General features: G+C 71.5%; 22 protein-coding genes and 1 pseudogene. 9 read left to right on the top strand and 14 right to left on the bottom strand.

All coding sequences use genetic code 11. The features are described from left to right. The 7 genes and pseudogenes from ACIHAR_RS34415 to ACIHAR_RS34385 all read right to left on the bottom strand — a co-directional run bounded on the left by ACIHAR_RS34415 (position 1) and on the right by ACIHAR_RS34385 (position 9,316). Positions 1–1,032, bottom strand: coding sequence for a helix-turn-helix transcriptional regulator (locus ACIHAR_RS34415; RefSeq protein ID WP_388755290.1), 1,032 nt, complete (start codon positions 1,030–1,032; stop codon positions 1–3). Position 1,033: 1 nt separating this feature from the next. Next, positions 1,034–1,980: pseudogene (locus ACIHAR_RS34410) on the bottom strand (DUF4097 family beta strand repeat-containing protein). A gap of 310 nt (positions 1,981–2,290) precedes the next feature. Beyond that, on the bottom strand, positions 2,291–2,470 hold the full coding sequence (locus ACIHAR_RS34405; protein ID WP_023586593.1) for a DUF6104 family protein: 180 nt from the start codon (positions 2,468–2,470) through the stop codon (positions 2,291–2,293). A gap of 89 nt (positions 2,471–2,559) precedes the next feature. After that, a complete protein-coding gene (locus ACIHAR_RS34400; RefSeq protein ID WP_400023162.1) occupies positions 2,560–6,351 on the bottom strand; it encodes a multifunctional oxoglutarate decarboxylase/oxoglutarate dehydrogenase thiamine pyrophosphate-binding subunit/dihydrolipoyllysine-residue succinyltransferase subunit in 3,792 nt (1,263 codons plus the stop codon). A 313-nt stretch (positions 6,352–6,664) separates the two neighbouring features. Further along, complete coding sequence (locus ACIHAR_RS34395; RefSeq protein ID WP_365466255.1) at positions 6,665–7,768, bottom strand: ATP-binding protein; 1,104 nt, start codon at positions 7,766–7,768, stop codon at positions 6,665–6,667. After that, positions 7,765–8,505, bottom strand: a complete 741-nt coding sequence (locus ACIHAR_RS34390; RefSeq protein ID WP_365466257.1) for a response regulator transcription factor — start codon at positions 8,503–8,505, stop codon at positions 7,765–7,767. Before ACIHAR_RS34390 ends, ACIHAR_RS34395 begins: the two co-directional genes overlap by 4 nt. Before the next feature lie 124 nt (positions 8,506–8,629). Next, the gene (locus ACIHAR_RS34385) at positions 8,630–9,316 is read right to left on the bottom strand and encodes a spermidine synthase (protein ID WP_388755277.1); all 687 of its coding nucleotides are present in this window, start codon (positions 9,314–9,316) and stop codon (positions 8,630–8,632) included. Positions 9,317–9,397: 81 nt separating this feature from the next. Between ACIHAR_RS34385 and ACIHAR_RS34380 the strand changes: the two genes are divergently transcribed. Beyond that, complete coding sequence (locus tag ACIHAR_RS34380; protein WP_400023159.1) at positions 9,398–9,958, top strand: rhomboid-like protein; 561 nt, start codon at positions 9,398–9,400, stop codon at positions 9,956–9,958. On the opposite strand, the gene ACIHAR_RS34375 is transcribed toward ACIHAR_RS34380, so the two are convergent. After that, the gene (locus ACIHAR_RS34375) at positions 9,918–10,592 is read right to left on the bottom strand and encodes a GNAT family N-acetyltransferase (RefSeq protein WP_400023158.1); all 675 of its coding nucleotides are present in this window, start codon (positions 10,590–10,592) and stop codon (positions 9,918–9,920) included. The genes ACIHAR_RS34380 and ACIHAR_RS34375 overlap by 41 nt on opposite strands. A 173-nt stretch (positions 10,593–10,765) precedes the next feature. Between ACIHAR_RS34375 and lon the strand changes: the two genes are divergently transcribed. Continuing rightward, complete coding sequence (gene lon / locus ACIHAR_RS34370) at positions 10,766–13,189, top strand: endopeptidase La (protein WP_388755272.1); 2,424 nt, start codon at positions 10,766–10,768, stop codon at positions 13,187–13,189. A 219-nt stretch (positions 13,190–13,408) separates the two neighbouring features. Then, positions 13,409–13,900, top strand: a complete 492-nt coding sequence (locus ACIHAR_RS34365) for a MarR family transcriptional regulator (RefSeq protein WP_365472096.1) — start codon at positions 13,409–13,411, stop codon at positions 13,898–13,900. A 265-nt stretch (positions 13,901–14,165) separates the two neighbouring features. Here ACIHAR_RS34365 and ACIHAR_RS34360 read toward each other — a convergent pair whose 3' ends face one another. After that, the gene (locus tag ACIHAR_RS34360; RefSeq protein ID WP_400023155.1) at positions 14,166–14,951 is read right to left on the bottom strand and encodes a protein phosphatase 2C domain-containing protein; all 786 of its coding nucleotides are present in this window, start codon (positions 14,949–14,951) and stop codon (positions 14,166–14,168) included. A 367-nt stretch (positions 14,952–15,318) separates the two neighbouring features. On the opposite strand from ACIHAR_RS34360, the gene ACIHAR_RS34355 reads away from it, so the two are divergent. The 5 genes from ACIHAR_RS34355 to ACIHAR_RS34335 are packed head-to-tail and all read left to right on the top strand — an operon-like array spanning position 15,319 to position 21,108. Continuing rightward, the gene (locus ACIHAR_RS34355; RefSeq protein ID WP_365472090.1) at positions 15,319–18,243 is read left to right on the top strand and encodes a nitrate- and nitrite sensing domain-containing protein; all 2,925 of its coding nucleotides are present in this window, start codon (positions 15,319–15,321) and stop codon (positions 18,241–18,243) included. After that, a complete protein-coding gene (locus ACIHAR_RS34350) occupies positions 18,240–18,779 on the top strand; it encodes a roadblock/LC7 domain-containing protein (protein ID WP_365472088.1) in 540 nt (179 codons plus the stop codon). The genes ACIHAR_RS34355 and ACIHAR_RS34350 overlap by 4 nt, the downstream gene beginning before the upstream one ends. Beyond that, positions 18,776–19,216 carry a DUF742 domain-containing protein gene (locus ACIHAR_RS34345; RefSeq protein ID WP_384660166.1) on the top strand — a complete coding sequence of 147 codons (441 nt, stop codon included), beginning with the start codon at positions 18,776–18,778 and terminating at the stop codon, positions 19,214–19,216. Before ACIHAR_RS34350 ends, ACIHAR_RS34345 begins: the two co-directional genes overlap by 4 nt. Next, positions 19,197–19,841, top strand: a complete 645-nt coding sequence (locus ACIHAR_RS34340; RefSeq protein WP_365472082.1) for an ATP/GTP-binding protein — start codon at positions 19,197–19,199, stop codon at positions 19,839–19,841. The genes ACIHAR_RS34345 and ACIHAR_RS34340 overlap by 20 nt, the downstream gene beginning before the upstream one ends. 13 nt (positions 19,842–19,854) lie before the next feature. Then, the gene (locus tag ACIHAR_RS34335; protein ID WP_400023152.1) at positions 19,855–21,108 is read left to right on the top strand and encodes a styrene monooxygenase/indole monooxygenase family protein; all 1,254 of its coding nucleotides are present in this window, start codon (positions 19,855–19,857) and stop codon (positions 21,106–21,108) included. Here the strand turns inward: ACIHAR_RS34335 and ACIHAR_RS34330 are convergent. The 4 genes from ACIHAR_RS34330 to ACIHAR_RS34315 form a co-directional block, all read right to left on the bottom strand. Further along, positions 21,105–22,385: an NlpC/P60 family protein gene (locus tag ACIHAR_RS34330; protein WP_400023150.1), complete on the bottom strand. Its 1,281-nt coding sequence runs from the start codon at positions 22,383–22,385 to the stop codon at positions 21,105–21,107. The two genes, ACIHAR_RS34335 and ACIHAR_RS34330, sit on opposite strands and share 4 nt — an antisense overlap. Positions 22,386–22,487: 102 nt before the next feature. Continuing rightward, complete coding sequence (locus tag ACIHAR_RS34325; protein ID WP_365472073.1) at positions 22,488–22,790, bottom strand: hypothetical protein; 303 nt, start codon at positions 22,788–22,790, stop codon at positions 22,488–22,490. Positions 22,791–22,804: 14 nt separating this feature from the next. Then, entirely contained in the window at positions 22,805–23,455 is a 651-nt protein-coding gene (locus tag ACIHAR_RS34320) for a TetR/AcrR family transcriptional regulator (protein WP_365472071.1), read from the bottom strand. Between the two features lie 34 nt (positions 23,456–23,489). Then, positions 23,490–24,428: a diiron oxygenase gene (locus ACIHAR_RS34315; protein WP_365472068.1), complete on the bottom strand. Its 939-nt coding sequence runs from the start codon at positions 24,426–24,428 to the stop codon at positions 23,490–23,492. 133 nt (positions 24,429–24,561) lie between these two features. On the opposite strand from ACIHAR_RS34315, the gene ACIHAR_RS34310 reads away from it, so the two are divergent. Further along, positions 24,562–25,182 carry a Uma2 family endonuclease gene (locus ACIHAR_RS34310; protein ID WP_400023148.1) on the top strand — a complete coding sequence of 207 codons (621 nt, stop codon included), beginning with the start codon at positions 24,562–24,564 and terminating at the stop codon, positions 25,180–25,182. On the opposite strand, the gene ACIHAR_RS34305 is transcribed toward ACIHAR_RS34310, so the two are convergent. Continuing rightward, a complete protein-coding gene (locus ACIHAR_RS34305) occupies positions 25,179–25,685 on the bottom strand; it encodes a DUF3291 domain-containing protein (RefSeq protein WP_400023146.1) in 507 nt (168 codons plus the stop codon). The two genes, ACIHAR_RS34310 and ACIHAR_RS34305, sit on opposite strands and share 4 nt — an antisense overlap. Positions 25,686–25,701 lie beyond the last annotated feature (16 nt).

Below are 25,701 nucleotides of genomic sequence, written 5' to 3'. Positions count from 1 at the left end.
TCACGCCCTGGGCGCCCGCAGTATCGCCCCGATGTGCGCCGCGGCCGATGACAGGTGCCGACGGGCGTCGCGGAGCTGGTCCGCCGTCACCCCGTGGTCGCGGGCCGCGTCGCGAATGTCGTCGCGGAAGCGGTCCAGCAGGCGGTCCAGGTCGCGGGCCGGGTCGCCGCTGGGGTCCTCATGGGCCCAGGCCGGCTCGTAGTCGGCGGGGAAGTCCTCCGGGGTTCGGGAGTACACCGGCCCCGAGGTCGCCGTACCGCTGTCGCGGCCGAAGCCGAAGTCCTTGCCGAACTCCTTCCCGAAGTCCTTGCCGAACTCCCCGAACTCCTTGGCCAGTTCGGTCAGGCCCTCCCGCACGCCCGTCGGCCAGTCACCGCGGGCGAAGTGGTCCTGGACCTGTTCCTGCACGCGCCGCGCTATGCGCTGCATCTCCTCCTGGGCCTGGGCGCGGGCCCGGTCCTGGGCCTCCTTCGCCTGGCGGCGGGCCTGTTGGGCCTCCTCGCGGGCCCGGCGGCTCTCGTCCTTGGCCCGGCGCGCCTGCTCCTTCCACTCCTGCTTGACGCGGCGCATCTCCTCCTTGGCGGCGCGCCACGCCTCCTTGTCGCCGAACTCCCCGTTCTCGCCGGGGCCCGGCTTCGTGCCCTGACGCGCCTGTGAGGCCGCTGCCCGCATCTCGCGGCGCAGGTCGCCCGCGGCGCCGCGCACGTCGGCACGGATCTCGGCGGCGAGTTCCGCGACCGACTCGTGGATCTCCAGCTCCAGGTCGGCCAGCTCGCCGCTGCGCTCGGCCAGTTCGGCCCGGCCGGCGTCGGTGATGGCGTACACCTTGCGGCCGCCCTCGGTGGTGTGCCTGACCAGGCCCTCGGCCTCCAGCTTGGCCAGCCGCGGGTACACCGTGCCCGCCGACGGCGCGTACAGCCCCTGGAAACGCTCCTCCAGGAGCCGGATCACCTCGTAGCCGTGGCGCGGGGCCTCGTCCAGGAGCTTCAGCAGGTAGAGGCGGAGGCGGCCGTGGGCGAAGACGGGGGGCATGTCAGAGCACCTTCTTGTCGGTCGTACTGTCGGCCGGGCCGTCGGGGGATGCCGCGTCGGTCGTGCCGGAAGAGGCATTGTCCCCCGGGCCGGCGGTCGCGCCGTCGGCCGGAGGGGTCGCTTCCGGCTCCCACGGTTCCTCCTCCGTCGGAGGCCGGCGCAGCAGGGCGATCGAGCCCGAGACCGTCGTCGCCTTCAGGCTGCCGTTGCCCGCGCCGAGCCGGCCGGTGATGCGCTTCGCGCCCCACTGGCCGCCTACCCGGAGGTCCTCGAAGGCGTTCGAGACCGAGCCGCTCGCGGTGTTCGCCTCGACCTCCGCGTCCGCCGGGTGGGGGATCCGGATGGCGATCTCACCGGAGACGCTGGTCAGGCTGATGGCGGTGGGGCGGCTCGTCGGGTCGAGGTCGACGATCATGGACCCGCTCACCGAGTCGGCCTTCACGGAGGAACCCGCCTCGACCACGGTCAGGTCCCCCGACACCGAGTTGAACCGCAGGTCGCCGGTGAGCGCCTGGGCCTCCACGCTCCCCGAGACGGTGTCCGCGCGGACCGGGCCCGTGAGCCGCACCAGGGTCGTGTCCCCGGACACCCCCTTCACCTCGGCGTGCCCGTCGATGCCCGAGACGACCGCCCCAGCGCTCACCACCCCCACCTCCACGCGCGTGTGCGCCGGAACGGCCAGCGAGACGACGGCACTGCGCCGCCACCCCTTGCGGTCGAGCCACTTGAGGAAACCCTTCCAGGGCAGGTCCTCGTACGCCACCGTCAGCGTCCCGTCGCGATGGGTCACCACCAGGGGTGGTCCCTCCAGGTGGGAGACCTCCAGGCGGGCGGACCCTCGTCGGTCCCCACCACGTTCACCGTGCCGGCGACGATGCGTACCTGCAGGTCGCTCACCGGCTCGTCGAAGGAGAGCTTGCTCGGCTCGGCGACGGACCACTCGGACATGGTGCGGACCTCCTCGTACGCTCGACACGTCATATCGTGTCTTCCGTCATTCACGATATATCGCGGTCACGGAAAGTCAAGACACCTGATCCGGGGACAAGGCCCCGCTCGAAGGTGACGGGCCGACGGGAGCGCCACGGAAGACCGGGAGCGCGCACAAGAGGCCCGGGAGCGCACACCAGAACCCGGGAGCACGCACAAAAAAACGGGCGCCCACCAGGGCGCCCTTCCCGCGCGGCCGACGCGACCGGCACAGGTACCGCAGGACCGCAGGACCGCAGGACCGCAGAATCGCGGAACCGCCGAGGACCTACTCCTCGTCCTCGTCGTCCAGCCGGGCCAGCCACGTCGCCAGCCGCTCCACCGGCACCTCGAAGTCCGGGTTCAGGTCGACGAACGTCCTCAGCTGCTCGGCGAGCCACTCGAAGGTGACCTCCTCCTCGCCGCGCCGCTTCTCCAGCTCTTCGATGCCACGGTCCGTGAAGTACATGTGGTCAAGGATAAGTGCGCGGAAAACGGCCGGGCCGCACCCCCGGGAAGGGAGTGCGGCCCGGCCGCGTACGGCGTGCGCGCGAGCGGTTACGCCTCGAACACCTCGCGCACCAGCTGCTCCTGCTCGGCCTGGTGGCGCTTGGCCGAACCGACCGCTGGGGACGAGCTGTGCGGGCGCGAGATGCGGCGCAGACGCTCGCCGTGGGGCACGTCGGCACCGACGGCCAGGTCCAGGTGGTCGATCAGGTTCAGGGCGATGAACGGCCAGGCGCCCTGGTTGGCCGGCTCCTCCTGGGCCCACAGGTACTTCTCGGCGTTCGGGTACTTGGCGATCTCCGCCTGGAGCTCGGCACCCGGCAGCGGGTACAGGCGCTCGATGCGGATGATCGCGGTGTCCGTGACGCCGCGCTTCTGACGCTCGGCCTCGAGGTCGTAGTAGACCTTGCCGGCGCAGAAGACGACCTTGCGGACCGCGGCCGGGTCGACGGAGCCGTCGCCGATGACCGGGCGGAACTGGCCCGTGGTGAACTCCTCCGCCTTCGACGCCGCGGCCTTCAGGCGCAGCATCGACTTCGGGGTGAAGACGACCAGCGGCTTGTGGTGCGGGTTGTGCACCTGCCACCGCAGGAGGTGGAAGTAGTTCGACGGCGAGGTCGGCATGGCGACCGTCATGTTGTTCTGGGCGCAGAGCTGCAGGAAGCGCTCCGGGCGGGCGGACGAGTGGTCCGGGCCCTGGCCCTCGTAGCCGTGGGGGAGGAGGAGCGTGACACCGCTCGTCTGCCCCCACTTCTGCTCCGCCGACGAGATGAACTCGTCCACGACCGTCTGGGCGCCGTTGACGAAGTCGCCGAACTGCGCCTCCCACATCACGAGCGCGTCGGGGCGGGCCAGCGAGTAGCCGTACTCGAAGCCCATCGCCGCGTACTCGGAGAGGAGGGAGTTGTAGACGTTCAGGCGCGCCTGCTCCTCGGAGAGGTACATCAGCGGCGTGAACTCCTCGCCCGTCTCACGGTCGATGATCACCGCGTGACGCTGGCCGAAGGTGCCGCGCTGCGAGTCCTGGCCGGCCAGGCGGACCGGGACGCCCTCCAGGAGGAGGGAGCCGACGGCGAGCGTCTCGCCCATGCCCCAGTCGATGGTGCCGTCCTCGACCATCGCCGCACGGCGCTGCAGCTGCGGCAGCAGACGCGGATGGACGGTGATGTGGTCGGGGATGTTGACCTGGGACTCGGCGATGCGCTTGACGATCTCCGTGGAGACGGCCGTGGGGACCGCGACCGGGAAGCCGTCCTGCGGGTCGTAGGAGCTGCTCGGAGCCGGCTGCGCGGTGGCCTCGCGGACCTCCGTGAAGACCTTCTCCAACTGGCCCTGGTAGTCCTGCAGCGCCTGCTCGGCCTCTTCCAGGGTGATGTCGCCGCGACCGATGAGGGACTCGGTGTACAGCTTGCGCACCGAGCGCTTCTTGTCGATCAGGTCGTACATCAGCGGCTGGGTGAAGGCCGGGTTGTCCGACTCGTTGTGACCGCGGCGGCGGTAGCAGATGAGGTCGATCACCACGTCCTTGTTGAACGCCTGGCGGAACTCGAAGGCCAGCCGGGCGACGCGGACGACGGCCTCGGGGTCGTCGCCGTTCACGTGGAAGATCGGGGCCTCGATCATGCGGGCCACGTCCGTCGCGTACATGGAGGAACGCGAGGACTCGGGGGCCGCGGTGAAGCCGACCTGGTTGTTGATGACGATGTGGACCGTGCCGCCGGTGCGGTAGCCGCGCAGCTGCGACATGTTCAGGGTCTCGGCCACGACGCCCTGGCCCGCGAAGGCCGCGTCGCCGTGGATCGCCACCGGCAGGACGGTGAAGTCCGTGCCGCCCTTGTTGATGATGTCCTGCTTGGCGCGGGCGACGCCCTCCAGGACCGGGTCCACCGCCTCCAGGTGCGAGGGGTTGGCGACCAGCGACACCTTGATCTGCTCGCCGTCCAGGCCCGTGAAGGTGCCCTCGGCGCCCAGGTGGTACTTCACGTCGCCGGAGCCGTGCATCGACTTCGGGTCGAGGTTGCCCTCGAACTCGCGGAAGATCTGCGCGTACGACTTGCCGACGATGTTGGCCAGGACGTTCAGGCGGCCGCGGTGGGCCATGCCGATGACGACCTCGTCCAGGCGGGACTCGGCGGCCGAGTCCAGCACCGCGTCCAGCAGCGGGATGACGGACTCGCCGCCCTCCAGGGAGAAGCGCTTCTGGCCGACGTACTTCGTCTGCAGGAAGGTCTCGAAGGCCTCCGCCGCGTTCAGGCGGCGCAGGATGCGCAGCTGCTCCTCGCGCTCCGGCTTGGAGTGCCCGCGCTCGACACGGTCCTGGATCCACTTGCGCTGCTTGGGGTCCTGGATGTGCATGAACTCGATGCCGGTGGTGCGGCAGTACGAGTCGCGCAGGACGCCGAGGATGTCGCGCAGCTTCATCATCGACTTGCCGGCGAAGCCGCCGACGGCGAACTCGCGCTCCAGGTCCCACAGGGTGAGGCCGTGCTCGGTGATGTCCAGGTCGGGGTGCTTGCGCTGCTGGTACTCCAGCGGGTCGGTGTCGGCCATGACGTGGCCGCGGACCCGGTAGGAGTGGATCAGCTCGAAGACGCGGGCGGCCTTGGTGACGTCGTCGTCGTGGCTGGCGTCGATGTCCTTGAGCCAGCGGACCGGCTCGTAGGGGATGCGCAGCGCCTCGAAGATGTCGTCGTAGAAGCCGTTCTCGCCCAGCAGCAGGTTGGCGACGGCCCGCAGGAACTCGCCGGAGGCGGCGCCCTGGATGACCCGGTGGTCGTAGGTCGACGTGAGCGTCATGACCTTGGAGATGCCGAGCTTGTTCAGGGTGTCCTGGCTGGTGCCCTGGAACTCCGCCGGGTAGTCCATGGAGCCGACGCCCATGATCACCGACTGGCCGGGCATCAGGCGCGGCACGGAGTGGACGGTGCCGAGGCCGCCGGGGTTGGTCAGGGAGACCGTGACGCCGGTGAAGTCGTCCATCGTCAGCTTGTTGTCGCGGGCGCGACGGACGATGTCCTCGTAGGCCTGCCAGAACTCGAAGAAGTTCAGCGTCTCGGCCTTCTTGATGGCGGCGACGACGAGCTGGCGGTCGCCGTTGGGCTTCACCAGGTCGATGGCCAGGCCGAGGTTGACGTGCGGCGGCTTGACGAGGGTCGGCTTGCCGTCCTTCTCGCCGAACGACCAGTTCATCGACGGCATGGCCTTGATGGCCTGCACCATCGCGAAGCCGATCAGGTGCGTGAAGGAGATCTTCCCGCCCCGGGCGCGCTTCAGGTGGTTGTTGATGACGATGCGGTTGTCGAACAGCAGCTTCACCGGGACGGCGCGGACCGAGGTGGCGGTCGGCAGTTCCAGCGACGCGTTCATGTTCTTGGCGACCGCGGCGGACGGGCCGCGCAGCGTCACGTACTCGGGGCCGTCGGGGGCCTCGGAGGCGGGCTGGGCCTTCGCGGCCGGCTTGGCGGCCGGGGCGGGCTTCGCGGGAGCCGGAGCGGCGGCCGCGGGCCGGGGGGCGGCCGGGGCGGGCGCGGGAGCCGGGGCCGCGGGGGCGGCCTGGGCCGGAGCGGCCGGAGCGGCCGGCGCGGCGGGTGCCGCGGGCGTGGTGGTCCCTGCGGCCCCCGCGGCCGCAGTACCCGCCGGAGCCGGAGCGCTGGCGGCCCCCGGCTTGTAGTCGGCGAAGAAGTCCCACCAGGCACGGTCTACCGAATTCGGGTCCTGGAGGTACTGCTGATAGATCTCGTCGACGAGCCACTCGTTCGGACCGAACGCGGCAGCGGGATTCTTGCCCGCTTGGTCGGCGTCGGTCGAGATGCTCGATGCGTTACTGGGGGACTGTGGCGACACGGCGGCAACCGCCCTCTTCCGCTTCACAAGGTGATGGACAGCGGGAATAAAGGCTACGCCTCCCGGAGGGTGAAGGTCAGGCCGGGCCGCTCCATCGTCGCGTATGTCACATCAAAAAGCGTGTTTCGGGGGTTGAAATGGCGGGAAACAAGCGCGGTTGCCCTCGGAAACGGGTGCGTTGATGCAGGTCGCGCACGCCGAGCGTGCGGACCCGGGCCGGCCTGCGCCGGTGCTCTGCCTGATCACACGTGTCCATCAGCTGTTCGTCAGCGCGGACGCACGTGGATCTTGTGGCTCCGGCTCGAACTTTACGTCAACTTGGCAAAGATGGCTCTCCCGGGAGAGTGACAAGAATCCGGCAACCCCGCTCGGATTCGGCCACTCCGATCCGGCCGCCGTGCAGATCGACCGCCCAGCGGGCGATCGCGAGCCCCAGCCCCGTGCCGCCGTCGCTGCCCGGACCGTGCGGCCGGCGGACGGCTCCCCGGTTGAACCGCTCGAAGACGCGGTGCCACTCCGAGCGCGGAATGCCGGGGCCCTCGTCCAGGACCTCCAGCTCCAGCGACTCCGGCAGCGGACCGCGCCGCGCCTTCACCGTCACCCGGCCGTGCGGCGGGCTGTGCTTGACGGCGTTGTCGATGAGGTTGGCGACGACCTGGTGGATGCGTTCCGGGTCCGCGTGCGCGGTCAGTTCCGGCGGGGAGACGTCCAGGTGCAGATGGACGTCCGTCCGCGTGTGGCTGCCGCCGGAACCCATGGTCGCGCGCGCGGAGGCCACCATGTTGGCCTCCTTCAGCACGCCGGACAGGTACGGCCACACCTCGAAACGCCGCTTGCGCAGCGGTACCACGCCGTTGTCCAGGCGGGACAGGTCCAGCAGCGTCTCCACGAGGCGCCCGAGCCGCTCCGTCTGCTTCAGGGCCGTGCGCATGGTCTCGGGGTCGGCCTCGGCGATGCCGTCGACCACGTTCTCCAGGACCGCGCGCAAACCCGCGATGGGTGTGCGCAGTTCGTGCGAGACGTTGGCCACCAGCTCCTTGCGCTGACGGTCCTGCGCCTCCAGCTCGTCGGCCATGACGTTGATCGTCTGGGCGAGGTTGCCCAGCTCGTCACGGCGGTTCTCGGACACCCGGCGCGTGTAGTCCCCGTGCGAGATCGACCGGGCCACCGTGTTCATCTCGTCCAGCGGCGCGGTGAGCGAATGAGCCACGAACTGCGTGATGAGCAGTGTGGCGATCATCGAGAAGACCGTGATGAAGCGCAGCTCGGTCTCGGTGCGCATGGCGATCATCATCAGCCCGGTGGTGATCAGCACCGAGATGACGACCAGCGCCCCCAGCTTGGTCTTGATCGAGAACGGGCGTACCCCGCCCCAGGGCTCCCCGGGGCCTCTCGGTGCGTCCGGCCCGCCGCTCATGGCGTCGGGGTCTCCAGCGCGTACCCCACGCCGTGCACCGTGCGGATCCGCTCGGCGCCGATCTTCCGGCGCAGCGCCTTGATGTGGCTGTCGACGGTCCGGGTGCCGGAGGCGTCCGCCCAGTCCCACACCTCCGCCAGGAGCTGCTCGCGGGAGAGCACCGCGCGCGGGGTGTTCGCCAGGCAGACCAGCAGGTCGAACTCGGTGGGCGTGAGGTGCACGTCCTCGCTGCGCACCCGTACCCGGCGCTGCGCGTGGTCGATCTCCAGCTCGCCGAGGCGCAGGATGCCGGAGCGCGGGGTGGCCGCCGCGATGGCGGCCCGCTCCACGCGGCGCAGCAGCACGTGCACGCGTGCCGCCAGCTCCCGCATGGAGAACGGCTTGGTCATGTAGTCGTCGGCGCCCACGCCGAGCCCGACCAGCATGTCGGTCTCGTCGTCGCGCGCGGTGAGCATCAGCACCGGTACCGGGCGGGCGGCCTGCACACGGCGGCAGACCTCCAGACCGTCGAAGCCGGGCAGCATGATGTCGAGGATCAGCAGGTCGGGCTGCCAGGCCTCCGCGGTGTCGACGGCCGCCGGGCCGTCTCCCGCCGTTTGCACGAGGAATCCCTCGGCGCGCAGGCGGGCCGCGATGGCGTCGACGATCGTCGCATCGTCCTCGACCACCAGAACGCGTCGCTGCGCGCCCGGGGTCGCCGTCGTCGTGCCGTTGTGCGAGGTGTGTGTCTGCTCCATCGCCCGCCCCTGAGGTGTGCTTTTCCGGGACCAGTGGGGTGATCCCTTGTGTGCGCATGACTGCGGTTGACGCGTAAATGACCGGCGTCAGGCATGAAACGTACCCGGAGTCACCTCGGCTTTGCTATCCAGGTCGGACGGCGAGGTGCACGACGTCCGGCACTCCTCGGGCAACCGGGATCTCTTCGGTACGCACCTGTTGGAACCCGGCATTCCCCAAGGTTCCCTCGAATTCCGGAGACGGCCGTGCGGACCATACGGCGAGGACACCGCCGGGTCTCAACACCCTTGCGCAGCTTGCGAGTCCGGCCGGCGAGTAGAGCCCGCCGTTGCCCTCCGTGACGGTCCAGTCGGGCCCGTTGTCGATGTCGAGGCACAGCGCGTCGAACGTGGCGGATGTCTCATTGACGTAATCCACCAGATCCGCTTCCACGATCTCCGTGCGCGCATCGGCGAGGGCGGGGCCGGAGAAGGCGGACAGCGGGCCGCGGCGGTGCCAGTCGACGACCGCCGGTTCGCGCTCCACGACGGTGATGCGGCCCCAGCGGGGATCGGCGGCGGCATGCGCGAGCGAGAACCCGACGCCCAGGCCGCCGATCAGCACGTCGGGGGAGGGTCGGTCGTCCAGCGCGGTCAGGGCGGCGTCGACGAGCAGCCTTTCCGAGCGGCCGTCGGAGGTGTCCATCAGGAAGCAGCCGTTGGCGATGATCTGGAGCAGCTCCCCGTGCCGGCGCAGCACGACCTCGCCGTAAGGGCCCTCGCGACGGTCCAGGACTTCGGGGGCTTCGTGGAAGTCGTGGGAGACGGGCATCCTTCCATCCTTGCACCGGCCCTGACGCGGGGTCGGGGATTTTCCTGTGGGCCGTTCGTACGGGGTGAGCGGGGAGCTGCGTTGACGCCGGGGACCAGGGGCACGGCCTGCGTCTTCCTGCTCGGGCACGTCCTCGCCACGCTCGCGACCGAGGTCCCCGTCGGCGTCGCCGTCCTCGTGGGCCACCTTCCCGACAACTCCCTGCACCGCCTCGACCACGGCGTCAGCTTCGGCGTCGCCGCGAGTGCCGGCGCGTCGGCGGGGCTGCTGACGCCGTGGGCGCGGTGGCCGCTGCTCGCGGTGCTCGGCGTGATGCTCCTCCAGGACCTGGTCGCCCTCGCGGACCCGGTCGCCCTCACGGACCAGCCGACCGACTGCGGGCATCCGATCGCGCCGGGGATCGGGGTGGGGCGTGGCCCTGGGGGCGGCGGTGGGGGAGCCGGGGGCCGGGGTTGCGTGATCCCGGGCGGGGACACAGGCGGTCGCGGGGCCGGGTGCGGGAGCCTGGGCGGGGGGTGCGGCGCCGGCGGGCGGCCCCCGGTCGTGCGCCGCGGCCGGACCCGCGGCCGGACCCGCGGCCGGACCCGCGGCCGGACCCGCGTCAGGTCCCGGCGTCCTCGGTCCCGCCGTCCGCCCCCGTGAACCTCGCGCTCGTCATCGGCGCCACCACCCGCCACCCCAGCGACTCGTACAGCGCGCGCCCCGGCGGGGTCCCGGCCAGGACTCCGGTCCGCGCGCCCTCGGCCGCCGCCACGGCCTCCAGGGTCCGCACGACGACGCTGCCCAGCCCGCGGCGTCGCTGCCCCGGAGCGGTCTGTATCCGGTCGAGCACGGCGGTCGCGCCGGTCGGGGCGACCTGGCCCCGCGCGGCGAAGGATCCGTCGGGCGCGGCGACCAGTACGTGGGTGACGCCACCACGCGTCCAGATGCGCAGCCGGTAGCCCTCCGGGGCCTCCACCGGGTCCGCCGCCGACCGCAGCGGCACGCTCATCAGCCAGCCGGGGTCGGGGTCCACCCACCAGCCCCGGCCCAGCCATCCTCCGACCGCCGCCGGGTGCCGGAACACCTTGAGCCACACCCCGGCCCCGGTCACGCCGGCCGCGACCTCGCGCACCTTCGCCTCGTCGACGTCGTCGCCGACCGAGGCGAAGACGTGCCGGGACACCTGCTCCGGCTGTCCGACGTCGACGGTGAACCCCCAGGGTTCCGGAGTGGGCGGAGCGGCCCCGCGCGACACGACCCACCCGTCCACCCAGGCCCGTACGATCCCGCCCACAGCAACTCCGTAAGAGGTGATTCGGCTGTTCAGGTATTACTTGCAGGACGATATGCCGCCGTAGGGCCGCTTCGGCAGACGTGATCGCTGACAGCGAACGGCGTCCCGGGAACATCGGAAGGCTCCTGTGCATTGAGTCGGCATAACTCAACTTGACTGCCTAAGGGGAGATCATGGCTGCTGAGTCCGCAGCGTTCACACCGCTCACCCTGCCTGTGCTGCCGCTCGACGACGAGGTCGTGCTGCCCGGGATGGTGGTTCCGCTGGACCTCAACGACGCCGACGTACGCGCCGCCGTGGAGGCCGCCCAGGCCGCCGCCCGGTCGGAGCCCGGGAAGCCCAAGGTCCTCCTGGTGCCGCGCGTCGACGGCACGTACGCGAGCACCGGTGTGCTCGGCACGGTCGAGCAGGTCGGCCGGCTGGCCGACGGTGACCCCGGCGCCCTGATCCGCGGCCGTGGCCGCGTGAAGATCGGCGCCGGCACCACGGGGCCCGGTGCGGCGCTGTGGGTCGAGGGCACGCGGATCGACGAGAAGACCCCGGAGCCGCTGCCCGGCCACGTCACCGAACTGGTCAAGGAGTACAAGGCGCTGGCCACCGCCTGGCTGCGCAAGCGCGGCGCCTGGCAGGTCGTCGACCGCGTCCAGGCCATCGACGACGTCTCGGCGCTCGCCGACAACTCGGGCTACTCGCCCTTCCTGACCACCGAGCAGAAGGTGGAGCTGCTGGAGACCGCCGACCCGGTCGCCCGCCTCCGGCTCGCCACCCAGCAGCTGCGCGACCACCTCGCCGAGCAGGACGTCGCCGAGACCATCGCCAAGGACGTCCAGGAGGGCGTCGACAAGCAGCAGCGCGAGTTCCTGCTGCGCCGTCAGCTGGAAGCCGTCCGCAAGGAACTGCGCGAGCTCAACGGCGAGAAGGACGGCGAGGAGTCCGACGACTACCGCGCCCGCGTCGAGGCCGCCGACCTGCCCGAGAAGGTCCGCGAGGCCGCCCTCAAGGAGGTCGACAAGCTGGAACGGGCGAGCGACCAGTCGCCCGAGGGTTCCTGGATCCGCACCTGGCTCGACACCGTCCTCGAACTGCCGTGGAACGAGCGGACCGAGGACGCCTACGACATCCAGGGCGCCAAGGCGGTCCTCGACGCCGAGCACGCGGGCCTGGAGGACGTGAAGGAGCGGATCACCGAGTACCTGGCGGTGCGCAAGCGCCGCAGCGAGCGGGGCCTGGGCGTCGTCGGCGGCCGGCGCGGCGGCGCCGTCCTGGCCCTGGTCGGGCCGCCCGGCGTCGGAAAGACCAGCCTCGGCGAGAGCGTCGCCCACGCCATGGGCCGCAAGTTCGTCCGGGTCGCCCTCGGCGGTGTCCGCGACGAGGCGGAGATCCGCGGTCACCGGCGCACCTACGTCGGCGCGCTCCCCGGCCGGATCGTCCGTGCCATCAAGGAGGCCGGCTCGATGAACCCGGTCGTCCTGCTCGACGAGATCGACAAGGTGGGCTCCGACTTCCGGGGCGACCCGGCGGCGGCCCTGCTGGAGGTCCTGGACCCGGCGCAGAACCACACCTTCCGCGACCACTACCTGGAGGTCGAGCTCGACCTGTCGGACGTCGTCTTCCTCGCCACCGCCAACGTCCTGGAGGCCATCCCCGAGGCCCTGCTCGACCGTATGGAGCTGGTCCGGCTCGACGGCTACACCGAGGACGAGAAGATCGTCATCGCCCGCGACCACCTGCTCCCGCGCCAGCTGGAGCGGGCGGGCCTGGACAAGGACGAGGTCACCCTCGACGAGGGCGCGCTGCGCAAGCTGGCCGGCGAGTACACCCGCGAGGCCGGTGTGCGCAACCTGGAGCGGTCCGTCGCCCGGCTGCTGCGCAAGATCGCGGCCCAGCACGAACTGGGCGAGCGGGAGCTGCCGTTCACCGTCACCGACGGCGACCTGCGCGGGCTGATCGGCCGGCCGCACCACGTCCCCGAGTCCGCCCAGGACCCGGCCGAGCGGCGCACCTCGGTGCCCGGTGTGGCGACGGGCCTGGCGGTCACGGGCGCGGGCGGCGACGTCCTCTACGTCGAGGCGTCGCTGGCCGACCCGGAGACGGGTGCGGCGGGCCTGACCCTGACCGGCCAGCTGGGCGACGTGATGAAGGAGTCGGCGCAGATCGCGCTGAGCTTCCTGCGCAGCCACGGAGCCGAGCTGGAACTCCCCGTCGGCGACCTCAAGGACCGGGGCGTGCACATCCACTTCCCGGCGGGCGCGGTGCCCAAGGACGGGCCGAGCGCCGGCATCACGATGACGACGGCCCTGGCGTCCCTCCTGTCGGGCCGCCTGGTCCGCACGGACGTGGCGATGACCGGCGAGGTCTCCCTGACCGGCCGGGTCCTCCCCATCGGCGGCGTGAAGCAGAAGCTGCTCGCCGCCCACCGCGCCGGCGTCACGACGGTCGTCATCCCCAAGCGCAACGAACCCGATCTGGACGACGTCCCCGCGGAGGTCCTGGACAAGCTCGACGTCCACGCCGTCACCGACGTCCGCCAGGTCCTGGAACTGGCCCTCGCGCCGGCCACGAACGGCGCGACGCCGGAGGTTCCGGTGGCGGCGTGACGGACGCCATCGGACAGCGGAGGCCCGGGTCCCGTGTGGGAGGCCCGGGCCCCCGCCCCTGCGGACGGGACACGAGCCGGCGCACGGTTCCCGCGCGGGCCGCCGCCGCTCGTCCCCGCGGGTCAGCCGCTCGCACCCCGCGGGTCCGCCGCCGCTCCTGCCCGGCCCGAGCAGCTACGCACGTAGAATCGTCGTGGGAACCGGATCAGGAGCGCTGACGTGCACGAGGACGGAAACGGCGACGAGCACGGGGCTGCCCCCGAGATGCCGCCGCGAGGTGTGGACCAGGAGTTCCTGTCCCTGGAGCGGGAGCTGACGGTGCTGCTGCGCCGCGCCCGCGCCAACCAGGGGGAGATGGCCCGCGAGGTCCATCCCGACCTGGAGCCCGCGGCGTACGGACTGCTCGTGCGGCTGGAGGAGTGCGGCCGCCAGCGCGCCACCGAGCTCGCCGCCTACATCGGCGTCGGCAAGGCCACCATGTCCCGCCAGCTCCGTGCACTGGAGGAGCTCGGCCTGATCGCCCGCGAGCCGGACCCGGCGGACGGACGCGCCTGGCTGGTCGACCTGACGGAGGAGGGCCGCACCCGCGTCAGCCGGGTCCGCGAGGCCCGCCGCGCGCGCTACGTCAGCCAGCTCGCGCACTGGGACCGCGGCGAGGTCGCGGAGCTGGCGCGGCTGCTCCAGCAGTTGAACCAGGGCATGGCCAAGTAGGCCGTCCGACAAGGCCTCCGCGAAGGCCCAGCAGGCCGGGCTCATGCGGCGGGGGCCACAGAGCCGAAGGTTCACACGGCCGGCCACAGAGCCGAGGGTTCGCGCGGCGGGGCTGCAGAACCAGGGGGGATCAGCTGCCGGGCCTCATGGCCGAGGTTTATGCGGCCGGGCCTCAACGGCCCAGGGGTCTAAATGGCCAAGGGTGCTCAACGGCCAAGGGTTCTCAACGGCCCAGGGTGCTAGAGGGCCTCGCAGGACGACGGGCTCACAGCTCCACGAAGATCGCCGTCGCGTCGTCGTGTCTCTTGCTGCGGCCCAGGAACGCCCGCCCGGCGTCCGCCCGTTCCAGCTCCCGTACGCGCTCCACCAGGGACCGGGGGCCCTCCTTGCGGACGTAGGTGAACAGGTCCGTCCAGTCGCCCTCGCGGAACTTCTCCACCCAGCGCGTCGCCCCGTCCGTGAGGGCGGCCAGGGCGGTCACCGCCGTGCGCGGGACGGCGCCGGTGACCGCGCGGGCGGCGACCGTCGGATCCGCGGCGGCCGTGAAGAAGCCGCCCTCCTTGTTGCGGGCACGCGCGTCGCAGATCTCCTCGCTCGCCAGCAGGCCGGGCGGGAGGAGGCCGAGGCGGTCGTCGAGGACGGGGGTGACCGCGCCGTCGGGGGCCGCCAGCAGGAGAGCCGAGTCGGACAGCACCAGATACTCGACCGTCTCCGGGGACCAGCGGGCGAGGACCACCGTTGCCTGAGGGGTGCGCGGGTGAGAAAGGTCACAAGTCTCCGCGTGCGCCTCACCAGTACGCGCGATGGCGCGGGCGAGCGCCTCGGCCAGGGGAACATCCGGCGACGAAACGGTCAGTTCGGTCAGGGCGCCGCCCAGGTGTGCGGTGTACCAGGGGACCGAATGCAGACAGCCCGTGCCGCCTCGCGGCGGCGTCACCCCGTCCAGCAGGACGAGCGAACCGCCCTGTCCGGAGGCGGGAAGTCCGATACTCGCGAAGTCCTCGTTGGGGCGGGCGCGATCGCCGGGCTCCGAGACAAGTTCCGTACGCATCCAGCCAGTCTGCACGACCCCTCCACACCCTTCGCGAAAGGCTGGCAACGCTCCCCGGCTGGGCGCACCCTCCCAGGTCAGACGCCTGTTTTGGGAGAGAATGAAGCACTCCGGGAAGGCGTGGCGGCGAATACTGCCAAAGCCCGCCGCCCACGTCCAACCGGCGCTCCGCGCAAGGCCGTCGCACGCGCCAGAGGAACTTGCCCGCCAACTCCCTCCCGAGGTTCACTCCTTCGGGTGGCGGGGCAGGCGTTGCGCGAACCCTGCCCACCGGCACTGGGAGGGTCGGGGACCGTACCGGACGTACGCACCAGTTGACGGGGCGTCATCCGGCCCATGGGTACACGAGTCAGGAATGCGAGCACCGGTGCAGAAGACGCGGCCTCGGCGCACAGGCAGGCAGACGGCCTCCGAGGGGGGCGCGGAGCGCACCCCTGTCGGCAAGGGCCGTCCGACCCACGTACGCAACCGGCTGATCGTTGCGGTCGCCGTGGTGGCAGCCGCCATCGCCGGTGCCGGGGCTCCCTCCATCCTCGCGGCCTCCGGGCAGTTGAAGGACTCGCAGGACCTGGTGACGCTGGCCGAGCGGACCCAGGACGCCCTCGTCCTCGCCCAGGCCATCGCCGACGAGCGCGACGAGGTCACCACCTACGTCGCGGCCGGCCGCACCAAGTCCGAGGCGCCCTCGGCGCAGAGCAGCGCCCGGGTGGACCGGCAGGTGCGCGAGCTGACCGCCGACACCGACACGCCCGCCGCGCTCCGCGAGGAACTCGACGCCATCGCCTCGGTTCGCCAGGCGGCCCTCACCGGCAAGAGCACGCCGCTCGAGGCGCACCAGGCGTACTCGGCCGCGATCACCGCGCTGCACGGGCTCGCCGAGCGGCTCGCCGAGCAGATGCCGCCCCGCGCGGGCTCCGGCGCCCACGCCCTCGCCGAGCTCGACACCGCCGTCCAGCAGGCCGCCGCGGCCCGCGGGCTGCTGCTCGCGGCGCTGAACGTCCCGACGTCCACGGAGGACGTCTACGACCCCGTCACCGGCGAGTCGTCCACCGTGACCGTCTCCTCCGACGCCGACACCGAGAAGCGCGACGCCCTCACCGCCGCCGCGCAGCAGTCCCGGCTGCGCTCCGACGCGGCCTTGGCCGCCTTCCGCGAGAGCGCCCCGCAGCAGGCCGTCGACTCCTACGACTCCACGGTCACCGGCGGCGACGTCGAGACCGCCGAGAAGTACCTGACGCGCCTGACCGACCAGCCCGAACTGAGCGACGACGAGCTCGACACCGGCACCAAGAAGCTGGACGCCGCGCTCTCCGCCCGCGTCGACCTGATGCGGGGCGTCGAGTCCTCCCTCTACGACCGCCGCACCAAGGACCTCGCCCAGCTGCGCGACGACGACGTCACCGCGCTGGAGATCCGCATCGCCGTCCTCGGCGCCCTGATGCTGGTCGCCGTCGGTATCGCCACCGCCATGGCCCGCAGCCTCACCCGCCCGCTGGCGGTGCTGCGGCTCGGCTCCGCCCGGCTGGCCGGCGCCGAGAACCCGGCCGCCGAGGAACCGGTGCGGTTCACCGGCCGCAACGACGAGTTCGCCCAGGTCGTCCGCTCCGTCAACGCCCTGCACGAGCACGCCGTCGCCCTCCACGAGCGCGTCGCCACCCTGGAGTCCGACCGCAAGCACCTCGTGGGGCAGCGCCAGAAGATGGCCGACGCCCGTGAGGAACTGCGCGCCGAACTCGCCGACGCCGCCGCCCGCCTGGACGCGCTGCGCTCCAGCATCACCGGCACCTTCGTCAACCTCTCCCTGCGCACCCTCGGCCTGGTCGAACGCCAGCTGGCCGTCATCGAGGGCCTGGAGGAGCGCGAGCAGGACCCCGACCGCCTGGCCACCCTCTTCAAGCTCGACCACTTCGCCACGGTCATGCGCCGGCACAGCGAGAACCTGCTGGTGCTCGCGGGCACCGAGCACGTCCAGCAGCACGCGGGCCCGATCCCGCTGGTGGACGTGGTCCGGGCGGCGGTCAGCGAGATCGAACGCTACGAACGCGTCCGTATCTCCGCCCTCCCCCCGCACGCGCACGTGGCCGGCTTCGCCGCCGACGACCTGAGCCACCTCCTCGCCGAACTCATGGAGAACGCCACCTCGTTCTCCCCACCGGACACGCCCGTCGAGATCTCCGGCTGGCTCCTGGAGAACGGCGAGGTCATGCTCTCCGTCCAGGACGAGGGCATCGGCATGACCGAGGAGCGCCTGACCCGCCTCAACGGCCGCCTCACCGAATTCGACCCGGAGACGCCCTACGACCAGGAGGGCGAGGAAGGGCTCGGGCTCGGCCTGTACGTCGTGGCCCGCCTCGCCCACCGGCACGGGGTACGGGTGCAGTTGCGCGACCAGAAGCAGGGCGGGATCGCCGCGGTCGTCGTCCTCCCGGCCCCGCTGCTCGCCACCGCCCCGGGGGCCGCCGTCCCGACGTCCGCACCGGCGTCCGCCGGCGCCCAGGCCTTCTCCCTGCCCGGCGCGGACGCGGAGGCCAACTCCAACGTCCTCCCGGGCCGCGCCGAGGGAACCGGCGACCCGCTGGTCGCCCTCGCCGAGAAGGCCGTACGCGAGGCGGAGCCGGAAACCCCGGCCGAGACGACGATGGAACTCCTGATCCCGACGCCGCAGGGGGAAGCGGACGGAGCGGGAGACGAGCGGGCACCCGGCGCCGAGCCGACGCACGGGGACGGCACGGCGGCCGACACGGCAGCCACGGACCGGACGGCCACCGGCCCTGAGGCTGAGGACCACACGACCACCGGCTCGATGGCCGAGGGCCTCGCCGCGGGTGAAGCCGCGGCCGCCGACGGAGGGGACGCCCCACAAGGGTCGCCCGCACCCGAGGGCGGGCGCCGCACGGGTGGTGCCGGTGACGACTACGCCGACGGCGACGCCGAGGCGGAACACACCCGCACCCCGGACGCCACGGAAGCACCGGACACCCCGAACACCGGGGACCCGGACCTCGGGGACCCGAACCCTGCGGAGGACGTCCTCACCGACAAGGGCCTCCCCAAGCGCACACCCAAGATCACCACTCCCGCCCCGGCTCCACACCGTCGGCCCGGATCCGTGGACGCGGAAGCCCTCCGCCGCCGCCTGGGAGGCTTCCGCCGGGGGGCGGTCGCCGGCTACCGCGACGTGGAGGCGGAGATCGCCGAACAGACGGCACAGACCAAGACACCGTCACCTCAAGAAGCACACGCACACGCCGAAGAAGACACGGGGGGCACAGTCGAGGAGGCAAGTAGTTGACCGCGCCCAGTACCTTCGGACTGAGCAGTGAAGCCCGTAACCTGCACTGGCTGTTGACCAACCTCGTGGAGGAGGTGCCGGGCATCCAGTCCGTCGCGGTCGTCTCCTCCGACGGCCTGCTCCTCCTCTCCTCGGACCCGGGTCTCGCCCACGCTCGGACCGGCTCGCGCGGGGACACCACCGTCGACGCGGCCCGCCCGGCCCGCGGAGCGAAACCCGCCGGCCCGCGCGGCTCCTCCGCGGACCTCGCCACCATCGTCTCCGGCATCGGCAGCCTCACCATCGGCGCCGCCAAGCTGATGGACTTCGGCGGGGTGAAGCACACCATGGTCGCCATGGACGAGGGCAGCCTCTTCGTCATGTCGATCAGCGACGGCTCGCTGCTCGGCGTGCACGGCTCCGCCGACTGCGACATGAGCGTGGTGGCCTACCACATGGCGCTCTTCGTGGGCCGGGCCGGACACGTCCTCACCCCCGAACTCCGCAGCGAGCTGCGGAAATCACTGGAGTCGGAGTCGGCGGGGAGTGCCCGATGAGCGACGCCCCGAAGAGGCAGCAGAGCCGGAAGCAGCATCTGCCCGTGCGCGGCGGCGACCGCAGGCCGGCCCGCGTGCGCCCCTACTCGCTCACCGGCGGCCGTACCCGCTTCGGGCACGTCCTCCTCGTCGAGACGTTCGTGGCGACCACGGCCGAACTCGAGGCGCCCGATGAGCGCAAGGAACTGACGAACGGGTCCCTGACCACCCGGGTGATGCCGGAGTTGCGGGCCATCGTCGAACTGTGCCGCCGCATGCGTACGGTGGCCGAGATCGCCGCGCTGCTGAAGATGCCGCTCGGCGTGGTCCGGGTGCTCCTCAGCGACCTCGCGGACCAGGGAAAGATCCGTGTGTACGGCACCGGGACCGGTCACGGTACGGGCCGTCCCGACCGCGCTCTGCTGGAAAGGGTGCTGAGTGGACTCCGTCGTCTCTGACGCCGCTCGTGGCGTCTCCCCCGTCGTCGAGCCCGAACCCGACGAGACGTTGCAGCCCTGGCAGACGGACCGCACGCGTGCCCCCATCGCCACGAAGATCGTGGTCGCCGGCGGGTTCGGCGTCGGCAAGACCACCCTGGTCGGCACCGTCTCGGAGATCACGCCCCTCCAGACGGAGGCGCTGATGACCGAGGCCAGCGAGGAGACCGACGACCTCACCGGCACGCCGGAGAAGGTCACCACCACGGTCGCCATGGACTACGGCCGCATCACGCTCGACGACGACCTGGTGCTCTACCTGTTCGGCACGCCGGGCCAGCAGCGGTTCTGGTTCATGTGGGACGACCTGGTGCGAGGCGCGATCGGCGCCGTCGTCATGGCCGACACGCGGCGCCTGAAGGACTGCTTCCCGGCGCTGGACTACTTCGAGAGCTGCGGGCTGCCGTACGTCGTCGCGGTCAACCACTTCGACGGCAGTGAGCTGTTCGAACCGGAGGACGTCCGGGAGGCGCTGACGATCCCCGCGCACATACCTGTCATGATCATGGATGCGCGTCGCCGGATCTCCGTGATCGAGACCCTCCTGGCCCTGGTGGGCCACGCGCTCGACGAAACCCCCGAGTAGGAGACACCCCCGCATGCGGAAGATACTCGTCGTCGGAGCCGGCCAGTCCGGCCTCCAGCTCGCCCTCGGACTCCAGTCGCACGGGTACGAGGTCACCCTGATGTCCAACCGGACCGCGGACGAGATCCGCTCCGGCCGGGTGATGTCGACGCAGTGCATGTTCCACACGGCCCTCCAGCACGAGCGTGATCTCCAGCTGAACTTCTGGGAGTCCCAGGCCCCGAAGATCGAAGGACTCGGCGTCTCGGTGGCCGCCCCCGGCTCGCACGACCCGGGCCCGACCCAGCGCGCGATCGACTGGCTGGGCCGGCTCGACGGGTTCGCCCAGTCGGTCGACCAGCGGGTGAAGATGGCCGGCTGGATGGAGATCTTCGCGCAGCGCGGCGGCCAGCTGGTAATCCACGGCGCCGCGGTCTCCGACCTCGACTACTTCTCCCGCGCCTACGACCTCGTCCTGGTCTCGGCCGGCAAGGGTGAGCTCGTGCAGATGTTCACCCGGGACCCGGAGCGGTCCCCCTACAGCGAGCCGCAGCGTGCCCTGGCCGTGTCGTACGTCCACGGACTGGGCCCGCGCCCGGAGCACCCGGACACCGAGGCGGTCCGCTGCAACCTCGTCCCCGGGGTCGGCGAGCTGTTCGTCATGCCGACGCTGACCACCTCCGGCCGCGCCGACATCCTCTTCTGGGAGGGCATACCCGGCGGCCCGCTCGACGTCTTCAAGGGCGTCAAGGACCCGGCGGAGCACCTCTCCCTGACCCTGGAACTCATGGAGAAGTTCACGCCCTGGGAGTACGCGCGGGCCACCAAGGTGGAACTGACCGACGCCGGCGGCACGCTGGCCGGCCGTTACGCGCCCACCGTCCGCAACCCCATCGGCCGTCTCCCCGGCGGCGGTCTGGTCCTCGGCGTCGCCGACGTGGTCGTCGCCAACGACCCGATCACCGGGCAGGGCTCCAACTCGGCCTCCAAGTGCGCGGCCGCCTACCTCGCCTCGATCCTCGAACGGGGCGAGAAGGAGTTCGACGAGGAGTGGATGCAGGCGACGTTCGACCGGTACTGGGAGACGGCCCGCCACGTCACCAAGTGGACCAACGCGATGCTGGCTCCGCCGCCGGAGCACATCCTGAACCTCATCGGCGCGGCCGGCCAGCTCCAGCCTGTGGCTGATCGTTTCGCCAACGGGTTCAACGACCCCGCGGACTTCGAGAACTTCTTCTACGAGCCGGAGAAGACGGGCGCCTACCTGGCGGAGGTGGCGGGAGCCTAGCCACCGCGCGGTTCGCGGGGCGCGGACGGCTGCGCGGGGTGTGCGGCCGGTCGCGCCCGCGCGGCCGAGCCGGACGGTGTCCCGGCCCCGCGCCCCTGGGGAGCCGCCTTCGGGGGAACCGCCTTCGGGAGGGCCGCCTTCGGGGGAGTCGGCAGCTTCGAAGGAACCGGCAGCTTCGGGGGAACCGGCAGCTTCGGGGGCTTGTACTGCCGTAGGGGCGCGTCCTTCGGGTCCGGGCGCACCGCCCCCAGGACCGGGTGCGACGCGATCGGGGAGATCTTGATCTCCTCACCGGTGCGCGGGGCCTGGACCACCCTGCCGTCCCCGAGGTACATCGCCACGTGCGTGGCCTCGGGGTAGTAGACGACCAGGTCGCCGGGGCGCAGCTCGGTCAGCGGGACGCGCTTCAGCCGGGCCCACTGCTGCTGGCTGGTGCGGGGGATGGGCGTCCCGGCGTGGGCCCACGCCTGGGAGGTCAGGCCCGAGCAGTCGTAGGACTTCGGCCCCTCCGCGCCCCACTCGTACGGCTTGCCCAGCTGCCGCAGGGCGTAGCGCAGGGCCCGGTCGCCGCCGGCCGACGGGGGACGGGTGCCGCTGAGCGCGCCCGACGCCACGAGCTGCTTCTGGGCCTTGGCGACGCCGTCGCGTTCGTACGCGGCGAGGGCGGTGAGCTGGTCGGCGGTGAGGGAGGCGAGAAGTGCCTCCACGGCGTCGAGGCGGTGCCGTACGGCGTCGCGTTCCTTCTTCCTGCGTTCGGTGAGGGTGAGCTGGGCGTCGAGGGCGGCGCGGGCCCGGCGGGCGAGCCGGTCGGCCTTGCGTTCGCTGCCCTCCAGGCGGCCCACCGTCTCGGCCCGCTCCCGTGCCAGCTGGCCGATCACATGGCCCTGGTCGAGGGCGTGCTGCGGGTCGCGGGCCAGCAGCAACCGTACGTAGGGGGAGATGTCGGTGCTGGTCTGGTACTGCTGCCGGGCCAGGCGTCCGGCGGCGCCGCGGCTCTCCTGCAGCGACAGACGGGTCTTCGTCAGTTCGGCGTCGATCCGGTCGGTCTCGGCCCGCCGTTCCTTCAGTTCCTCCTCGGTGGCGTTGTATGCCTCGCTGGCCTGCTCGGCCTGCCGGTACAGCTTCTGAAGGTCCGTCAGCAACTCGGCGACCGACCGCTCACCGGACTCCGGGGGTTCCGGTACGGCCACGGCGACGGCCGGGACCAGCACGGCCTGTGCGGCCAGCATCGTCGTCGCGCAGGCCGTGCACACCCGACGCAGCAACCTTTCTGACACGTCATCACCTCCGCCGGGGGGTGGCCGCTCCACCCCGCACGGCGAGCATCAGGGCGCGTGTCCCCGGGGCGTGTCAGGCCTGCGCGGTTCGGCGCAACGAGATCACCCGTCGGCGTCATCCCGTCGGCCGCCCGGCGTGGCGTCGGGCTTCGACCACGGCCACTTCAGCCGGCCGCCCGACCGCCCTTCCGGGTCGTACTCGTACTTCCAGCCCCGGGAGAGCCCGAGCTTCCCGCCGTGCCCGCGGGGCACACGGCGGTAGACCAGGACGGCCGGCGGGCCGCCCTGCGCGTCGGGGACGGGGATGCGGTACGTCTTCGGCGGATGTCCCGTCGGACCGAGCAGCACGGGCAGGACGCGGCCGTCCATGGGGCCGCCCTCGAAAGGGGTGTCTTCGCTCTTCACGCCACCAGTGTCGATCAGGTCTCCGCGGCGAGCGCACCGTGCACCACGTCCGCGGTCTGCGGATCGCGCGCGGCGGTCACCGTGAGGACGGCGACGAACTGGTCCACCAGCCAGTCCCGCAGCTCCTCGGCGGGCGGCTGCTTGTCCTCGTCGAGCCAGATGAGCGAGGCCGCCTCCACGGCGGTGATCCACATCCGGACCGTCATCCGCAGCCGGGGGCCGGGTGCGGCCACGCCGAGGTGGCTGTAGATGTGCTCGGCCGCGGCCCGGCGCACGCCGTCCACGATGGCGGTCGTACGGGAGGTCTCGACGACGCTGCCGCCCTGGAGGAGGGCGCTGAAGCCGGCGTCGTGCCGGCCCACGAAGGCCAGGTAGCGGTCCAGGGCGCGGCCGAGGCGGGGCAGCAGGGGGCCGTCGTGCGGTTCGTCGAAGCAGTGCCGGAGGTCCTCGGCGGCGGAGCGGAGCGCGGCCTCGTAGAGCTGCTGCTTGCCGCCGGGGAAGTACCGGTACACCAGGGGCCGGGAAACCCCGGCGGCTTCCGCCACGTCGTCGAGCGAGATGTCCTCCGGTGCGCGGTGCGCGAAGAGGGAGAGCGCGGCGTCGAGCAGCTGACTACGACGCTCCTCGACGCTGAGACGGCGGTAGGCGGGGGCGGCGGGGGTCATGACGTGCAGCGTAATCACCGCCCCCGCGGTGTGCCTACGCCAGCAGCCCGGACGACCGCCACAACCGCCGCCCCACCCCCCGCAGCACCCCGATGTCGTCCAGGAAGTCGGTCAGCCGCTTGGATCCCGTCTGCATGACCTCCCGGCGGTGGGCGCTGGCCTTCACCTGGGCCATCGCCTCCCGCTTGTCCAGGCCGACGTTCGTGTAGACGTCGGGGTTGACGAAGGCGACGGAGAACACGCGGGCGAACTCCCCGGAGGTCACGCGCGTGAACTCCTGCGACCACCTCGGCGCGGTCACCATCTGGCGGCGCAGCTCCTCACGGGCGTACCGCACGTGCCGGGCCTCCTCCACCACGTGGATGCGGGTGACGCCCCGGATCAGGGGCTGGACCCGCTCGTCGGGGAAGGTCAGCCGCTGCATCCAGTCGAGGACCTCCTCGCCGAGCAGGGTCGCCGTGAAGGACCCGGGGGTGGTGGAGATCGTCTTGAAGAGGCGGCCGAGGTTCTGGTGCACGCGGCTCACCGGGTACCAGGGCGTGCCGCCGTGCGCGATCAGCCGGGCGAACATCTTCGAGTGGCGGCACTCGTCCTCGATCTCGGTGAGCGCGTACCGCACATGGGCGCTCGTCGCCGCCTTGTCGTAGATGTGCCGGACGAGCAGCTGCATCAGGATGATCTCGAACCAGATGCCGAGGGAGGCCAGCGCCGCCGCCTCGTGCTGCGACAGCAGGATCCGCTGCTCCTCGCTCATCCGCTTCCACATCGGCGTGTCGTACAGCGACACCAGCTCCGGCGGCCAGAACCACTTGCCCTCCTCGTAGGGCGCGTCCCAGTCGAGCTCCTTGTCCGGGTCGAAGGAGTGCTTGGCGGAGGAGGCGAGCAGCCGCTCGGCCACCTGCTCCCGGTCCTTGAGCAGCCCGAGCGCATCGCGCAGTCCGTCGAGCGCGTCGGCTTCCGTGAGGGTCGTCATGGCTCTTATGAGACTGCTTGTCAGCAAGGCGCGTCAATCCCTCGTGCGGTGATCACTCCGTGGAGCGGCGAATCGGGAGATCCCCCTGGGTAGGCTGGTCGTGTCCGCCAGGCTCCGGCACATGGGAGTGATCATGAGCGCCGCACGCGAGTACGGGCTGGACGAGGACTACGAGTGGGCCCGTCCGCCGGCCGAGGGCTGGACGGCGGACGACCTCGACCGGCTCCCGAACCTGCCTCCGCACACGGAGCTGATCGACGGGAGCCTCGTCTTCGTGAGTCCGCAGACCGAGTTTCACATGTTCACGTTGCGTCTGTTCGAGAACAGCCTGCTGGATCAGGCACCGGTGGAGTTCGAGGTCTTCCGCGAGTTCACCGTGAAGCTCGACAAGCGCAACCGCCCGGAGCCCGACATCCTGGTGATCCGGGCCGGCGCGGACACAGGGCCGCGCCGGACGTGCGTAAAGCCCGAGGACCTCGTGCTCGCCGTCGAGATCGTCTCGGAGGACTCCGAGGATCGTGACCGGAAGGTCAAGCCCTGGAAGTATGCGAACGCAGGCATTCGTCACTACTGGCGGGTGGAGGAGAACAACGGTTCGCCCGTCGTGTACGTATATGAACTCGATCCCGCCACCAGCAAGTACGTTCCCACGGGCGTCCACCACGACCGGCTCAAGGTCGGCGAGCCGTTCCTCATCGACATCGACCTCACCGCGGGCAACCGTCGGCGCCGGATGACCGCCGAGAGCAACTAGGCCGAGCAGCCCAGCCCTTCCGGCACCTCGAACGCCACCGGCTCCGCTCCCTGCGCGGGGAACGACGTGCGCAGGGTGAAGGCGTACGGCGTCGGGCCGTGCGTCCGCAGGTGGAGCAGCCGGGCCTCCGCCTCCGCGACCGTCGGACGGTGGCCGGACGGAACCCACCACAGGGCCGTCATCGCCTCCTGGACCCGCTCGAACCACTCGCGCCGGCGGGACAGCATCTCGCGGTGGCGCCCCTGGTACATGTACGCGGTCAGAGCGTCGGCGTCCCGCCACACCGACATGTTGACGATCAGCCACGCGTCGCCGAAGACCTGGATGTCGGTGGCGTCGCCGTTCTCCGACTGCAGTCGCCACACGAAGCCGTTCGCCGCGTCCGCGTCGGCGTTGACCGGGTCGAGGGCGTCCACGAAATCCTTCAACTGCGGTGAGTCCAGCGGGAACCTGAGGCGCGCGAGATTGACCTGGGCGAGTTGGAAAGCGGCGGCGTCAGTCATGAGCGCACGGTAGGAC

It is taken from the genome of Streptomyces sp. NPDC052016 (assembly GCF_044548445.1).
Lineage (GTDB): Bacteria > Actinomycetota > Actinomycetes > Streptomycetales > Streptomycetaceae > Streptomyces.
Note: the sequence above shows the minus strand (reverse complement) of the source record. Positions and strands in the feature narration are given on the sequence as shown.

What these genes read in the sequence shown, in the direction of transcription:
- ACIHAR_RS34390 (WP_365466257.1), bottom strand. Translation starts at nt 8,505, where the DNA reads ATGGAGCAGACACACACCTCGCACAACGGCACGACGACGGCGACCCCG.
- ACIHAR_RS34335 (WP_400023152.1), top strand. Translation starts at nt 19,855, where the DNA reads ATGCGGAAGATACTCGTCGTCGGAGCCGGCCAGTCCGGCCTCCAGCTC.
- ACIHAR_RS34385 (WP_388755277.1), bottom strand. Translation starts at nt 9,316, where the DNA reads ATGCCCGTCTCCCACGACTTCCACGAAGCCCCCGAAGTCCTGGACCGT.
- ACIHAR_RS34320 (WP_365472071.1), bottom strand. Translation starts at nt 23,455, where the DNA reads ATGACCCCCGCCGCCCCCGCCTACCGCCGTCTCAGCGTCGAGGAGCGT.
- ACIHAR_RS34360 (WP_400023155.1), bottom strand. Translation starts at nt 14,951, where the DNA reads ATGCGTACGGAACTTGTCTCGGAGCCCGGCGATCGCGCCCGCCCCAAC.
- ACIHAR_RS34405 (WP_023586593.1), bottom strand. Translation starts at nt 2,470, where the DNA reads ATGTACTTCACGGACCGTGGCATCGAAGAGCTGGAGAAGCGGCGCGGC.
- ACIHAR_RS34415 (WP_388755290.1), bottom strand. Translation starts at nt 1,032, where the DNA reads ATGCCCCCCGTCTTCGCCCACGGCCGCCTCCGCCTCTACCTGCTGAAG.
- ACIHAR_RS34305 (WP_400023146.1), bottom strand. Translation starts at nt 25,685, where the DNA reads ATGACTGACGCCGCCGCTTTCCAACTCGCCCAGGTCAATCTCGCGCGC.
- ACIHAR_RS34395 (WP_365466255.1), bottom strand. Translation starts at nt 7,768, where the DNA reads ATGAGCGGCGGGCCGGACGCACCGAGAGGCCCCGGGGAGCCCTGGGGC.
- ACIHAR_RS34310 (WP_400023148.1), top strand. Translation starts at nt 24,562, where the DNA reads ATGAGCGCCGCACGCGAGTACGGGCTGGACGAGGACTACGAGTGGGCC.
- ACIHAR_RS34315 (WP_365472068.1), bottom strand. Translation starts at nt 24,428, where the DNA reads ATGACGACCCTCACGGAAGCCGACGCGCTCGACGGACTGCGCGATGCG.
- ACIHAR_RS34345 (WP_384660166.1), top strand. Translation starts at nt 18,776, where the DNA reads ATGAGCGACGCCCCGAAGAGGCAGCAGAGCCGGAAGCAGCATCTGCCC.
- lon (WP_388755272.1), top strand. Translation starts at nt 10,766, where the DNA reads ATGGCTGCTGAGTCCGCAGCGTTCACACCGCTCACCCTGCCTGTGCTG.